The 13,632-nt window shown below is 45.5% G+C and carries 15 protein-coding genes; 3 read left to right on the plus strand and 12 right to left on the minus strand.

Annotated features, from left to right (window positions below; translation table 11 throughout):
- Positions 1-21: 21 nt before the first annotated feature.
- The 7 genes from Q7V32_RS11265 to Q7V32_RS11295 all read right to left on the minus strand — a co-directional run bounded on the left by Q7V32_RS11265 (position 22) and on the right by Q7V32_RS11295 (position 4,250).
- The gene (locus Q7V32_RS11265; protein WP_304897077.1) at positions 22-540 is read right to left on the minus strand and encodes a transposase; all 519 of its coding nucleotides are present in this window, start codon (positions 538-540) and stop codon (positions 22-24) included.
- Positions 541-604: 64 nt separating this feature from the next.
- Positions 605-799, minus strand: coding sequence for a hypothetical protein (locus Q7V32_RS11270; protein ID WP_304897078.1), 195 nt, complete (start codon positions 797-799; stop codon positions 605-607).
- Positions 800-820: 21 nt separating this feature from the next.
- The gene (locus Q7V32_RS11275; protein ID WP_304897079.1) at positions 821-1,858 is read right to left on the minus strand and encodes a class 1 fructose-bisphosphatase; all 1,038 of its coding nucleotides are present in this window, start codon (positions 1,856-1,858) and stop codon (positions 821-823) included.
- Positions 1,859-2,008: 150 nt separating this feature from the next.
- Positions 2,009-2,827, minus strand: a complete 819-nt coding sequence (locus Q7V32_RS11280) for an MOSC domain-containing protein (RefSeq protein ID WP_304897080.1) — start codon at positions 2,825-2,827, stop codon at positions 2,009-2,011.
- Positions 2,827-3,510 carry a chitosanase gene (locus tag Q7V32_RS11285; RefSeq protein WP_304897081.1) on the minus strand — a complete coding sequence of 228 codons (684 nt, stop codon included), beginning with the start codon at positions 3,508-3,510 and terminating at the stop codon, positions 2,827-2,829. The genes Q7V32_RS11280 and Q7V32_RS11285 overlap by 1 nt, the downstream gene beginning before the upstream one ends.
- 162 nt (positions 3,511-3,672) lie before the next feature.
- On the minus strand, positions 3,673-4,122 hold the full coding sequence (locus tag Q7V32_RS11290) for a lysozyme inhibitor LprI family protein (protein ID WP_304897082.1): 450 nt from the start codon (positions 4,120-4,122) through the stop codon (positions 3,673-3,675).
- Positions 4,122-4,250: a hypothetical protein gene (locus tag Q7V32_RS11295; protein ID WP_304897083.1), complete on the minus strand. Its 129-nt coding sequence runs from the start codon at positions 4,248-4,250 to the stop codon at positions 4,122-4,124. The genes Q7V32_RS11290 and Q7V32_RS11295 overlap by 1 nt, the downstream gene beginning before the upstream one ends.
- Positions 4,251-4,607: 357 nt before the next feature.
- On the opposite strand from Q7V32_RS11295, the gene Q7V32_RS11300 reads away from it, so the two are divergent.
- Positions 4,608-5,735 carry an aminotransferase class V-fold PLP-dependent enzyme gene (locus tag Q7V32_RS11300; RefSeq protein ID WP_304897084.1) on the plus strand — a complete coding sequence of 376 codons (1,128 nt, stop codon included), beginning with the start codon at positions 4,608-4,610 and terminating at the stop codon, positions 5,733-5,735.
- Between the two features lie 47 nt (positions 5,736-5,782).
- On the opposite strand, the gene Q7V32_RS11305 is transcribed toward Q7V32_RS11300, so the two are convergent.
- The 5 genes from Q7V32_RS11305 to Q7V32_RS11325 all read right to left on the minus strand — a co-directional run bounded on the left by Q7V32_RS11305 (position 5,783) and on the right by Q7V32_RS11325 (position 11,054).
- Positions 5,783-6,859, minus strand: a complete 1,077-nt coding sequence (locus Q7V32_RS11305) for a lytic transglycosylase domain-containing protein (RefSeq protein WP_304897085.1) — start codon at positions 6,857-6,859, stop codon at positions 5,783-5,785.
- A 676-nt stretch (positions 6,860-7,535) separates the two neighbouring features.
- Positions 7,536-7,844: a type II toxin-antitoxin system PemK/MazF family toxin gene (locus Q7V32_RS11310; RefSeq protein ID WP_304897086.1), complete on the minus strand. Its 309-nt coding sequence runs from the start codon at positions 7,842-7,844 to the stop codon at positions 7,536-7,538.
- Positions 7,838-8,074 (minus strand): hypothetical protein, encoded by a 237-nt coding sequence (locus Q7V32_RS11315; RefSeq protein WP_304897087.1) that lies wholly within the window; start codon positions 8,072-8,074, stop codon positions 7,838-7,840. Before Q7V32_RS11315 ends, Q7V32_RS11310 begins: the two co-directional genes overlap by 7 nt.
- Before the next feature lie 118 nt (positions 8,075-8,192).
- Positions 8,193-8,723: a menaquinone-dependent protoporphyrinogen IX dehydrogenase gene (gene hemG, locus Q7V32_RS11320; protein ID WP_304897088.1), complete on the minus strand. Its 531-nt coding sequence runs from the start codon at positions 8,721-8,723 to the stop codon at positions 8,193-8,195.
- Positions 8,724-8,804: 81 nt separating this feature from the next.
- The gene (locus tag Q7V32_RS11325; RefSeq protein ID WP_304897089.1) at positions 8,805-11,054 is read right to left on the minus strand and encodes a spermidine synthase; all 2,250 of its coding nucleotides are present in this window, start codon (positions 11,052-11,054) and stop codon (positions 8,805-8,807) included.
- A gap of 878 nt (positions 11,055-11,932) precedes the next feature.
- On the opposite strand from Q7V32_RS11325, the gene Q7V32_RS11330 reads away from it, so the two are divergent.
- Together Q7V32_RS11330 and Q7V32_RS11335 are read left to right on the plus strand one after the other, a co-directional pair.
- The gene (locus Q7V32_RS11330; RefSeq protein WP_304897090.1) at positions 11,933-12,097 is read left to right on the plus strand and encodes a rubredoxin; all 165 of its coding nucleotides are present in this window, start codon (positions 11,933-11,935) and stop codon (positions 12,095-12,097) included.
- A 404-nt stretch (positions 12,098-12,501) separates the two neighbouring features.
- Complete coding sequence (locus tag Q7V32_RS11335) at positions 12,502-13,287, plus strand: DUF3530 family protein (RefSeq protein ID WP_304897091.1); 786 nt, start codon at positions 12,502-12,504, stop codon at positions 13,285-13,287.
- Positions 13,288-13,632 lie beyond the last annotated feature (345 nt).

The raw sequence follows: 13,632 nt of genomic DNA on the forward strand, positions 1-13,632 counted from the left end.
CGCAGCGTCTCGGTCAAATCGCTATTCATGAAAGAGGTCGTCCACATCGCTTGGAGCCATTTCGCCCCAATTCGATGTATACCAACCAAGATTCACGAATCGTCTAAACGAGCTATACGGCCATTCGCCAGGCTTTGTCGCTAAACCGTGTTTGACCGGATTGTAATGAATGTAATCCAGATGCTTATGAAAGTCGTTAGCGCAGCGCAAGCAATGCTCGTAAAACCTTGGCTGCCAAAGCATTTTCGAGCCATTGGCTTTGACCTCGGAAGGAACACGCCGAGAAAAAGCCGTTTTCACCATTTGCCAGCGCGTGGAAAAATCGGCATCGCCATAAGGCAAAGTCCACAAACAATGCAAATGATCGGGTAGCACCACCGCCGCCAAAAGCTCGAAAGGACGTTTGTTTTTCACCTCTCGGAATGCCTGGCGAAGTAATATCACTCGTTGTTCATCAGCAAAAATCGCTTGTCGGCGATAGCTGACCAACGTAAAGAAATAGGTGCCTCCTGGAATGTACAAGCGTCGATAATTGCTCATGAGACTGCATTTTGGGTTGGAAACAAATGACACGACACAGAGTCGGCGTTTACGACATGTTAGGTCAAAATGCCTGACATATCCATATGCCGCCTTCATTGACGCAAAAAATCGTAGGCCAGAATAAGCCGATAGGCGTTTCTGGCGCTTGGCTTGCGGGTAACTTGAAGCTTTGCCGGAAACGCTGTCGCTTATTCCGGCCTACAAGGCTTTCTAATTCCAGTAACTGCTTGTGCATATTATTATAACTGTGTTTCATATAGAGCCGTTAAAGTTCGCTCTAAGCCCCTGCCGAAGAACTTGAAGCCGGTTTATCCGCATCCTGGTAATAACTGACCAGCCGCTCTACTTCATTTTTTGAACCTAAAATAACCGGCACCCGCTGGTGTAAGCCTTGAGGTTTGATATCAAGAATTCGTTCCCGGCCGTTTGAACAGGCGCCTCCGGCTTGCTCAATGATAAAGGCCATGGGATTGGCTTCATACATCAACCGCAAACGTCCCGGCTTGGAAGGGTCTCTTAAATCATAAGGATACATAAACACGCCGCCTCGGGTCAGAATGCGATAAACCTCTGAAACCATCGACGCAATCCAGCGCATATTGAAATCCTTGCCTCTTGGACCTTCCTGACCCTGCAGACACTCTTCAATATAGCGTTTTACCGGCGCTTCCCAGAAGCGCTGGTTGGACATATTGATCGCAAATTCGTTAGTATCTTCAGGAATTTTAATGGCTGAATGCGTCAGAATAAATTCCCCGATATCCTGATCGAGTGTAAATCCGTTGACGCCATGTCCTGTGGTTAGAATCATCATAGTCGATGGCCCGTATAGCACGAAACCGGCACAGACTTGCTCTGAACCCACGCGCAAAAAGTCTTCGAGAGCGGGATCAACGCCTTCCCGACAACGTAAAATAGAAAAGATAGTTCCCACCGTCAAATTAACATCGATATTGGATGAGCCATCCAGCGGATCGAATAAGGCCAGATACTTGCCCTTGGGATAATGAGCAGGAATAGTGATGATATCGTCGACTTCTTCCGAAACCATACCGGCCAAATGACCGGTCCAGTTAAGTGAATTGATCATGATTTCGTTAGTGATAATGTCCAGTTTCTTCTGAACTTCACCCTGCACATTCTCCGAGTCGGCACTGCCCAGCACGCCGATCAAATTGCCCCTGTTGACTCTATGCGAGATTTGCTTGCAGGCGGTCGCAATATCATTAAGCAACAAGGTAAACGCCCCGGATACGCCCGGATATTCCCGTTGTTGCTCTATGATGAACTGAGTCAAAGTTACGTTGTTAACCATATTTAATTTATCTCTTCTATTTTTTGGGAGGGGTATTTTCAGGCTGAATCACTGAGCCAGTGTGGCTAAAAGCGGATTCAAACGATAAGTTTATCGGGAAATTATGACGCAATTAAGAAACAGCGACAAACCTGCTGTTGCCTGGATTTCTTAAGTGTATACATCAGAACAAAGAACAGGATCGCCAACACGGATGATTCCGCTGTTTTCCGGCATTAACGAAATAGCAAACACCGGTTTTTTAGTATCATAGCTGTTAAGCAGGGCTTTTAGTACCGGCAAATCGCGCTCTCCGGTTTTAGGGTTGGCATGAGTAGCCAGACACCTTTCCTTGACAGCGTAGCCGCGAAACCGAACTTCACCGATACACACTGATTTTCCAATCCAGCCTTGTTCTTCCCAAGGACTGAGCCCTTCAACGGCGATATTGGAACGAAAGCGTCTTTCGTCAAGATCATGAGCACCCAATATTCCAGCGACTGCCCGCAAACTTTCACGCCCATGCAAGGTCACTCGCCCGGCGGAACTGTCCTGATAACGGGGCGTTAGGCCGTCGCCAACGAGGTTTAACGGCAGTCTCTCAGGATGTTTTTGTAACGGATTTTCGGGCAGATCAAGCACGTATTGCGTGATTATTTCGACGCTACGCTGTCTGCCGGTTTGATCGAGGCCGGCCTCAAGCATCAGCTTACCCCCCAGACTCATCGTCAAATGCATGTTCTGGGGGTCAAACTTTATAGCTAAACGCGCGAGGCCCGAAGTATTCATCAAACTCAGAAAAGCCTGCTTTTTACACCAGTCATCTCGCTGCCCTCCCATATCGGCAAAACGAAGACCCAAGACACGGTCTCCGGCGATTCGACCTTCTTCAAGCACGGTCAATGCGTCACACGGCTCCGGTGTAAAGCCCTTTATCGGATAGCGGTATAGCGCCGCCACCCGCGCGACAGATGCAGGCTTATCCAACATTAACCCGTCACGGCAATGCCGTTGGCAATGATGGGTAATTTGGATAACTGCCAATTATCTCGGGCTATTTCTTGTTTGAAACACTTAGTTCTGTAAACGGTCTTCTGTAATATTTTATTAGGGTGAGTCGATAGCCACGATTCACGGGCATCAACATATTGTTTGATCCAAACCTTTTCATTGCCGTTTTTAACTGGCGGAGACTCCGGAAAGCGCTTGCGTAAAAAATCGAGAATGGAACCGCTGTGTATAAACGAGTCATAGATTACCAACGCCGACAGCGGCAAAGTAAATCCTTGACTGGAGGCCCATTTCATCGCTTTTTGAAAATAACGCTGATCAAAAAAGTCATCTTGTACTTCACGCATGACAGGATCTTTTTTTGCCGCTTCGCGCAACCATTTTTTAAACCCGACGTCATCGGCCAAAGGAGCGACACCAATTTTATCGATGTAAGGTTTTAACTGGGCGCTATAAAGTCCATTTCGATCAACGTACATTTGCACCAGGGTCTCCAGATTCCCGTATTCAGTTGTCTGCGACCGCCCATAGGTCACTTGCCTCATCCCGTGAGGTCCATCCCGGTAAATCGAAATAGCACTGTAATCGCCCTGAATGCTGCCGCTTTCAAAAACGTTGATGATTTGTTCGCAAATCTTTTTCTGCTGAGAAGTCAGGTTCATAGTGTTCTCCTGAGTAAAATAATGACCAAGCGCCCGTTAAATAGGCGCTTTTTTTGTTGATTCCGTCAATAGACAGACGTGCCAAGAACTGATCAGGCACTTACCCTTCGATCGAATCATGTCGAAGGGTGTGTTTAAAAACTCATTTAACAAACCCAAAGGCTATGGAACAGAATGAAAACGTCCGTTTAGCTCTGCCAATCGATCCTGCGTCATCTTGATGAAAGCACCATTGTATTCCAGCGTCGCCAAAGAACCTTCTTTTGAGACCACTGCATTTTTCGATGCGTTTTCCCGGTCAGTTAACCAACGCCTTTGTTCCTCAAAAAGTGCGTCACGATTCTGCCCGTCCAGCGTCTGCAGCAGTTGAACATAAACGATGAATAACTGCGCATCCAGAATATCGGCAAGATATTGACTTTGATCGTTTAATTGACGTTGATTAACAACTGTTTGATTAACCTGATCAGACGCTACAAACTCCTGCAGCGTTGTCAGCGAAGGCTGCCAGGATTGCGGGATAAGTGCCTTATCCGTTTGCAGATGATCACAACCGGCTAAAACAGTGATCAAGACCCCTAAAATTAATGGGCCTACCGATAAAGCATGCATCAGTAAGGCTCCACAGGCAGGTTTTTCAATCCACAGGCAACGCTCTCATAAAGCATGACGTTGGCCCCGGCCTGATCCTGCGAATTCCAGATACCATCACAACAAAAGATTATTATTTTATTAGTCATAAGTCCCCTCAAATAGATGGATTCATGTTGTTATTGACTCCATCTTTATGCAATAACGCCACTTCCCTGGTGGTTAACCTTTTGTATCTGCTCACCCCCTCCAATTTTAGTGGGTGTAGGTGGTTGATTGAAAAGGCTTCTGCAACAGGGATGTTGCAGAGAGCTGCAGGGACGTATTGATGCGTCCTTTGAAATCAAGCACCTACACCCTTAATTCAAAGCGGGCGAGTCGTTACCACCTTTTTTAAATGGCACTGGGAGTAAATTTTTCACCCTCAGATTTTTCTCCATTTACATCACAGTCATGATAAAAATGCAATTAGAAGAACCTCATCAGCAAACAGACCGGTAAATAATATGCAGCATCCCGAATTTCCATTGTCGCCTACCCTCATTTATCTGAATCATGCTGCCGTAAGCCCTTGGCCGCTTCGCGCAAGTCAGGCAGTGATAGATTTTGCCCGCCAAAACTGTGTTTACGGCTCACACTTCTACGGTCAGTGGCTGGAAAAAGAAACCGGTTTACGCAGTCAGTTCAAAGAACTCTTGAATGCGCCATCTGATGAAGATATCGCGCTGGTCAAAAACACCTCCGAAGCGCTTTCATTCGTCGCCTATGGACTGGATTGGCAGACTGGACAGAATATCGTCACCAGTAATGAAGAATTTCCATCCAACCGAATACCCTGGCAATCGCTGATAGATCAGGGTATTGAACTACGAGAAGCAGATTTGACCTCGTCAACAACGCCTGAAGACGCCTTATTTGCCTTGGTGGACAGTGATACCCGATTATTGACAATCAGCTCTGTTCAATTTGCATCAGGACTCAGGATGGACCTGGATAAAATCGGCGAATTCTGTAAACAAAGGGGGATTTTGTTCTGCGTTGACGCCATTCAAAGCCTGGGTGCTGTTCAATTCGACGTCCAGTCCTGCCAAGCCGATTTTGTTATGGCCGATGGTCACAAATGGTTATGTGGACCTGAAGGCTTAGGGGTTTTTTATTCAACCCCCGCCGCGAGAAATCAATTGCGATTGACTCAATACGGGTGGCACATGATGAAAGATGCACATAACTACGAAAACAAACCCTGGGAAATTCACCCCGGTGCGCGCCGGTTCGAATGCGGCAGCCCGAATATGATGGGTATTCATGCTTTATCGGCAAGCTTATCGCTTTTACTGGAAACCGGCATGATCAATGTCGAACAATGTGTTCTTCGGAATGCCGCCTATTTGAGTGGCAAGATTCAAGAAAACCCTAATTTGACATTACTTTCAAAAACAGCGTCACGGCTTAAATCCGGCATTGTGGTTTTTAAGCATAAAACCCTGGAAAATTCTTTCGTTTACAATTATTTACAAGCGAATGGGCTGGTCTGCGCAATGCGAGGGGAAGGCATCCGTTTGTCAGCCCACTTTTACCAAACTGAGGAAGAACTGGATAGGGGACTGAAATTGATCACTGAGTTGAGCGGATAGCGCAAGCCTTGAAACCGCCAAGGATTGCGCCTAAATTAACTTCCTGATTATTCTGCAGCCAGATACTGAGCCCTTACCATAGGCCGTTCGTAGCTCACCCCTTCGCGAAAATAGGCCATCGGATTACTGGCAATATCTCTAGCCGCCAGGAACTGCGCATAATAATTGCGGGAATCGAAACCAAACAAGGGGCTGTTATAACTCTGAACAATGCGGGCGAAATCATTACCTATTTGATTTTGCGCACGTTTCATCCCGTTGATGCCATGGTTATAAGAAGTGACAGCTGTTGGCCAGTCGCCCAGTTTATTGTAGGCATGACGAAGATAACGGGCCGCTCCGTGGGCCGATATAATTGGATCATGACGCCGGTCAGGTTTGTTGTTATTGGGCATAAATGTTTCCGCTGCGCCCCGGGTAAACTGCCACATGCCGACAGCACCTGCCGAAGATTTGGCTGAGGCTTGAAAAGAGGATTCCACATGCGGTAGAAAGGCAAAATCTTCCGGCAGGCTGTATTCGCGGAAAATCTTTCTGAACTGCGAATCATAACGCCCACTGATTTCCAAACCACGCTTAAAGCGTTCTTTAATGCCCCGCTGAGAACGGAGTCTTTCGCTAGCCCCAGCTAAAACAAAAGCTTTATTACGGCTATTCTGCAGCTTGGCGTGCAACTGTTTTTCAAACGGATTGAGCGGCACCCGAGCACGCACTTTAAAATCCAAAGCTGTTAATTGGCTTTTCCAATATTCTTTGCGTCGGCTGACTAGTTCTTTTTGCTCATTCGTCAACCCCTCACCAACAGACCCCGGTAAAACCATCACTTCGTAAATCACATCCATGTAACGGTCGTCATAGAATGCAACCTCTGATCTGCGCCATACTCCGTAAGTTTTACGCCAAAAATCTACGGCTGGCTCAAGCGCTGCCGGTTTGGGAAATATCCCCAGCGATTTCATAGCTGGAAGCTGTGAAGGAGGAGATCTATAAGCCTGCTGCTGGCTAACCTGCGGCTTGGCGGGCGCAACAGCTTGCTTTTCCCGCTTTGTTGGCGCACTGCTGCAGGCGCTGAGCACAGCAAGTATTACAATTATCAGGGGGATATAGAGTTTGTGTCGCTTCATGATGTTATCCGGAGGTGTCCAGAATAAATAGTATGCCGGTTTATCAACAAAATGATTGCCGATAAACGGACCCAGGCCGTTAAGACTTGCTTAAGAATGATAGACGAATTTTAGCGCTATAATGCTAAAAATACATCAAAAATATTAAAAATCTTGTTTAATTTTATCCGTTTAATCAGCCATTTACCAACCAAAGTTAATAAATAATTGAATTGATTGAACCTTATTGAAAATTGTCCTATTAATAACCCTGCTCAGCAATTCCCAGTTTGACGATAAAAAAGGGGTGGCTTAAGCTTTGCGAGGATGTCGGCGCAGGGATGCTGCCGTCAAGCCCACATGGAAGGGTCTACGGCATTCCTCGCAAGGCTTACGCCCCTCCTTAAAGCCATATTAAAAGTTCAAACAGGGAATTGCTGACCCCTCTATTTTGTGCTTTAAGGCTGGCGAGGAAATCGTTCCTGAAGTTCGCTTACCTATCATAAATAGATACAGAAGCAACATTTTTTTGCTATTTACTATGCAAATCAAACTTATTCCCTGTGAGCGAGTTTAATCCAGTCTATTGAATAAGCAACGATATAATCAAAATACAACTCAACTGTGCTTGGTTCGTTAGGCAATGCAACCATCACGCGTCCCTTCCTCTAGTTTGACAGGTGTTGAATTAGCCTGTTTATGCCAACATTTCTAACAAGACCGCATGCCAGTGATGCTCTTCTATAACACCCATTTTGCCCGCCAGACGGCGCTTGTCTACGGATCGAATTTGATCAAGTAATATCAGTGCTGCTCGCCCATCAAACGTGACTTGCGGCCGACAACCCAGCGACTGACCTTTACTGGTTAAAGGGGCAATGATCACTCTAGGTAAAACAGCATTTAGATCATCAGGCGAAACCACCAAGGCCGGTCGTGTTTTTTGGATTTCCGTACCGACTGTGGGATCAAGATTGACCCAGTAGACCTCTCCGCGCATCACCATTCCCAATCTCCATTGTCGTCATCAAACGGGCAATCCTGCCACTCATTCACATCTTCTTTTGCTTTATATCCGGTAAACCAGTTTTTTCGCGGTTCGCTCAAGGCCTCAATAACCAAAGTTTTGCCTTCAATTCTTAAGTTGACTTCTTCTCCTAACTCGCAGGTTTCCAGTAAAGCAGCCGGTATGATAACTCCGCGAGAATTACCGATTTTTCTTAAATGTGTTCTCATAGGTCGCTCTAATCCAGAAATAGTATCCACAATGTTATTACACGGGTATCACTAAAACAAGATTTAACTCCCTATCCTGGCAATAATGAGCACCTTCACGGGAATGAGGCCTCAGCGCTTACTCCATCTCGCTGATGCGCAGACCAAAAGACTCGACCTGTTGCCAGTCTGTAAACTCAATAATGGACTTCGGATCGGTAGGCCCTTTTGTTATCACCATAATGAGCTGAATAATCAAACGATCAAAAAAACTGTAACTGGGATAATCAATCTTGCCGGCAAAAACCGCCAGTTCTTTGGGTTTCCAGGTTATCCGTCTAAGGAATTTCTGAAGGTAAGGATTATTCCCTGGTATGCATTTTTCAGGCTTTCGAGCCACAAGATTGACCGAGAAAAACGCGTTCGGTTTGCTTTCAAGAATGGGCTTGTTTTTATTAATGAAATCAATAATCAGCGGACTGTGCTTGCCATAGTGAACGCTGCCGCCGACAACAATCTTGTCGAACACGGTTAAGTCCACTTCCTGCTCCTCATTGACTGTAACAACGGTAACCTGATGAGACTGTTGTTCAATCACTTGCTGCAGTCTTTGGCAGATTTTTTGTGTGTGGCCATCAATGGAGGAATAGACGATGAGAATCTTAGCCATAATTTATAAATTTCTCTGAAAGGTTATATTTCAATAAAAAGCGGGTAACTACTCGCCCGCTTTGAATTAAGGGTGTAGGTGCTATTTCCATAAATTAACAATCGAGGTGTAATCATCCGTCCAGGGTTTCATATCAAAATAAAGCGGCATTTTTTGCCACTTACCCAGTTGACTGTTTGCCAGAGGCATAAGCGTTTCAGCATTAGCAGCCATCACCACCCAATCGGTTGCCACCACCAGCGGCTGCTCGTCCTGAGGCTTGAATTCCTGTATCAACGCTGCGTAATTCAACTGCTTGGCATGATCGGCCAATACTTTTTTCAGGGCCAAATGACGGTTGGTAATGTGAAACGCAAGCATCCCCTGCGGTTTAAGCTTCGAAAAATAAAGCTTGATGGCTTCCTGGGTTAGCAGATGGGTTGGAATTGAATCCGAACTAAACGCGTCGACGATCAAGAAATCAAATTTTTCAGCGTCTTCCCTCACCAACGACTGGCGTGCATCACCAATAACCGTTGTGGCGTTGTGGCTGCACTTGGATAAATAAGTGAAATACTCCGGGTTATTGGCAATTGACACGACGAGAGGGTCAATCTCGTAAAGTGTCCAGTGTTGCTGATTTTTTGCGTAACACATCATTGCACCGGCACCGAGACCGACTAAACCAATATTCCAGTTCTCATTCACCTGATCAAACTCTTTGAACAACTGGCCCATGGGCCCTGGACGGCTGTAATAAGTATAAGGTGTCAATTCTTCCCGGGCGATACGCCGTTGCGCGCCGTGTTTGGTTGTGCCGTGGAAAATCTCGTTGTAACGCTCAGGATTACCCTGCTCGTCAATGAGCATGCTTTCTCGCACCGAGAGCACGCCAAAAAAAGTGCGGTCCTGAAATATCGTGTTCGATACCATGGCATGAAGCCCAACCGTAAAGAAAATAAGCGTCCCGGTCAACAGACCCAATGAGAGCGGTTGTTGCCTGAAGGCATAAGTCAACCCGGCCAGCAGGATCAAGCCGGCTCCCAAAGCATCAAGATAAGTCAGTACATTATCGACGAGAAAATATATCAGTACGCCCGAAAACAAAACCAGCAAAGGAAAAAGGCTTTGCTTGAGAAGGCCTCTTATATCCGTCTTGGATGTGATATTCAGGCCTGGCCTCAACAATAAGGCGGCGACAATCATGATGGGATACTCATAGACCGCATCAAATACAAAAGGCGCAACAAACGTATTGAACATACCGCCCAGCATGCCTGCAAATGACATGGTGAGATAAAAGTGCGTCAAATGTTGAGTTCCTGGCCGCCGATTGGCCAGTTCGCCATGACACACCATCACCGCCAGAAAAAATGCCAGAGCATGGATGCAAAGATCCAACCAGTAAGGCAGGACCGCCGGGTTAATGTAGGAATAAGCCAAAAACGGTAATAAAACCATGGGCTGCAACTTGACCATCAGAGGATGAACAAGTCTGTTCCAGCGGGAAAAAACGATAACAAACGACAGTAAATAAAGTGTCAGCGGAATAATCCAAAGCAAAGGCGCTGAAGCGATATCGGTGCTGATGAAATTAGTCAAGCCCAGTAATAAACTCGAAGGCACCAGGGCCAAAAGCAGCCAGTGAACCTGGGTCAAAAGCGCAGGTTTATCAGTCGTAGTTTCAGAAACCTGGGTGTCCGGCTCCACTTTACTGTGTTCGGACCAGACAACGCCTGCACTGATGACGATCATCAGACAGAGCACGCTGTATCCGGCGCTCCAGGCCAATTGTTGATAGCCCAGCCCGATATTGGGCTCCAGCAAAAAAGGATAACTCAATAATGCTATGAGACTTCCGGCATTACTGGCAGTATACAAATAGTAAGGGTCATGGCTGGTATGATGACCCAAGCCGGAAAACCATTTTTGCAATAAGGGGGCTGTTGTAGACACGACAAAAAAAGGCAGGCCTATCGTCATTGTCAGCACGGTCAGTAACCAGAATGTTGGATTGCTGTCCGTGGGCGGTAAGGCATTATCAGGTAAACCCAAAGGCAACGCGGCCAAACTCAGCAAAATGACCACCGCATGTATCTGGACCTGCCAAAGCGCTTTAAATCTTACCGATATAAAATGGGCATACAAATAACCGAGAAATAAAATGGTTTGGTAGAACACCATGCAGGTATTCCATACAGCCGGAGTGCCGCCAAGCAGGGGCAATAACAATTTGCCGTACATGGGCTGCATAATAAACATCAGCGTAGCACTGGAAAACAGTGTTATGGCAAATAACGCTATCAACCAATAACGGCGATTATCTAAACGCTCATCTGTCGTATTTATCATTATATTTTGTGTGATAGATGTTTTAAGAATTGAGTTCTTGAGCCCTGCAGACTTATAGCTCAGCGTAGGTGCTGAGAAAATAACCGGAAAAATCGGACCCAAGCTTAAAAAAGCCTAATGATAAAGCATTTGGATGATTTTGGGGGCGTCTGGACAAACTGAATAGTCCGAATAGCATGATTCGTTTACTCATTGATACCGCAATCAATAACATTTGTTTACACAGTATTTGAGCAGCAATTCTCAGTTTGAACTTTTAATGAAGTTTTAAGGAGTGGCGTAAGCCTTGCGAGGAACGCCGTAAACCCATCCATGGGGGCTTGGCGGCAGCATCCTTGCAGCCAACATCCCGCAAAGCTTACCACTCCTTTTTTTATCATCAAACTGGGAATTGCTGGTATTTGAGTCAACTCTTGACACAAAAAGGTTCTGATTTAACCAAGAAGCGCTCTTTAATTTAAAACAGAGCTTTTTTTGCACAGATTATTGCGGGGCACGACTTCACGAAGACGAATTTTTGCCGATACAGAGCTACAGGTGCCTTTATTTTTTAGTCAATCATACTCAGGCAACTTGAGATTTTCCGACTAGCTGATAGATTAAAACTTCGGATCTGCAGGGAGCATTGCTGACAGTCTTCTTGACGCGCTCAATTCGCAACATCTGAAATTCAGCAAACTGGCGGCACAACTTGACAGGATGTCATTGATTTTACGTATCTGCTCACCCTTCGATTTTATTGCGGGCGAGTAGTTACGATTTTACAAGCTAACGACAATCGAAATTTATCGTTAGTGTTGGCGGAATTCATGCATAAACAAGGCGATTCCGATCGAATATCATTTAAAAAACAACTTTCAATTTTTAAGGAAATAACGATGAAAAAGTGGCGATGCATTTTATGTGGTTTTATTTATGATGAAGCCGAAGGACTTCCTGAAGATGGCATCGCGCCGGGAACGCTTTGGGAAGACATTCCCGATGACTGGGAATGTGTGGATTGCGGCGCATCGAAAGAAAACTTTGAAATGGAAGAAATCTGATTAACCAGTACTATGCCGTCTGAAAGGAGTTTAGGCGGCAAAACCTTATCCGGCTCATCAATCAAAAACACGCGCTTTCAACACTTCTCGGACAAAACAACTTCATAAATCGCTAACCTCAGCAATTCCCAGTTTGAATTTTTATATGGCTTTAAGGAGTGGCGTAAGCCTTGTGAGGAACGCCGTAGACCCTTCCATGGAGTGGAGGCTTGACGGCAGCATCCCCCTGCTGCTGCCGACATCCTCGCAAAACTTAAACCACCCCTTTTTTATCGTCAAACAGGAAATTACTGCGCTAACCTTGATGACACAAGACCTTGTGTGCAAACATGACACACCTTTGGCAGCTGTTTAAAATAGCCCAACCAAGTCGAATCTTAAACGGGTCCACATCAGGGTGAATAATGAGAGGAAAATTACTGCTTTGGGGCGCTCTTTTACTGCCGGCAAATTCTCTCGCAACGGATATTGAAAGAGAAGCTGAGTACGCTCGCTTTGTTGGCGAACAGCTCGAATCCGGGGAAGTCATCCGGCTTGATGCCGAAAATAAAAAGTTTCTGGCCATTTATACCGAAACACCTCAACCGGACAATACTAATGCCGCAATCCTGCTTCATGACAAAGACGGCTATCCCGATCAAAAGCCCTTAATCCATTCGCTTAGAACGACGCTACCCCATCATCAATGGGCAACACTATCAGTACAGGTACCTGTTCGTGAGAAAGGTGCCCACAATAATGATTATATAAGTTTATTCCCTGAACTCATTTCAAGGCTTAAAGCCGCAAACGAATATCTTAAGGATAAAAAGATTGAAAACATCGTATTAATCGGTCACGGATTGGGCGCTCTGATGGCGCTCTATGGAGAAACAAAGCTCAAAGACCAATTTAAGGCGATCGTCGCTATCAGTTTGCCTGTTATGGACGAAACGATTCAGCTGGAATACCAGACAGTAGAATTACTCAAAAAAATTGAGATTCCGGTTTTAGATATTTATGGGGGGTTGGACAGGCCTGAAATCATTATCACAGCCAATAAAAGGCGGTTGGCTGCAAAAGAAAATAAGGGCTATCGACAAGACAGACTGGAGTTTGAAAAAACTCATTCGCCAGATGATGAAAAATTGATTGTAAAACGGGCTTACAGCTGGCTTAGGCGCCAAAACTACAATAATTTAGAGCAATAATGCACCTCTTCGGCCATCCTTGGCTACTTAAAACCCTCATTCAAATCGGGCGAGTTAGGGGGACATTATTCACTAATGCTATTTATGAAAGATTAATAGCCACCAGAACGGCTATCGATACCAATTGCAAAAGGACAAGATTAAATTTTGCGCGAGAAGTATCATTCTTTACGCTTATCTTAGCCGCTACGGTTTTCATGTTGTTCCCCTTAAATCAAGAGTAAAAAGTAAACACGATGAGAACGTTGTAATCGAACCCTTGAGAAACATTCAATTACTGACGGACTCACATAATATCAGGCAATATTAATACCAAAGTAAATCAATTATAAAATATAGCCGGGT

The sequence above is a fragment of the Methylicorpusculum sp. genome (genome assembly GCF_030651835.1).
In the GTDB taxonomy this organism is placed as follows: domain Bacteria; phylum Pseudomonadota; class Gammaproteobacteria; order Methylococcales; family Methylomonadaceae; genus Methylicorpusculum.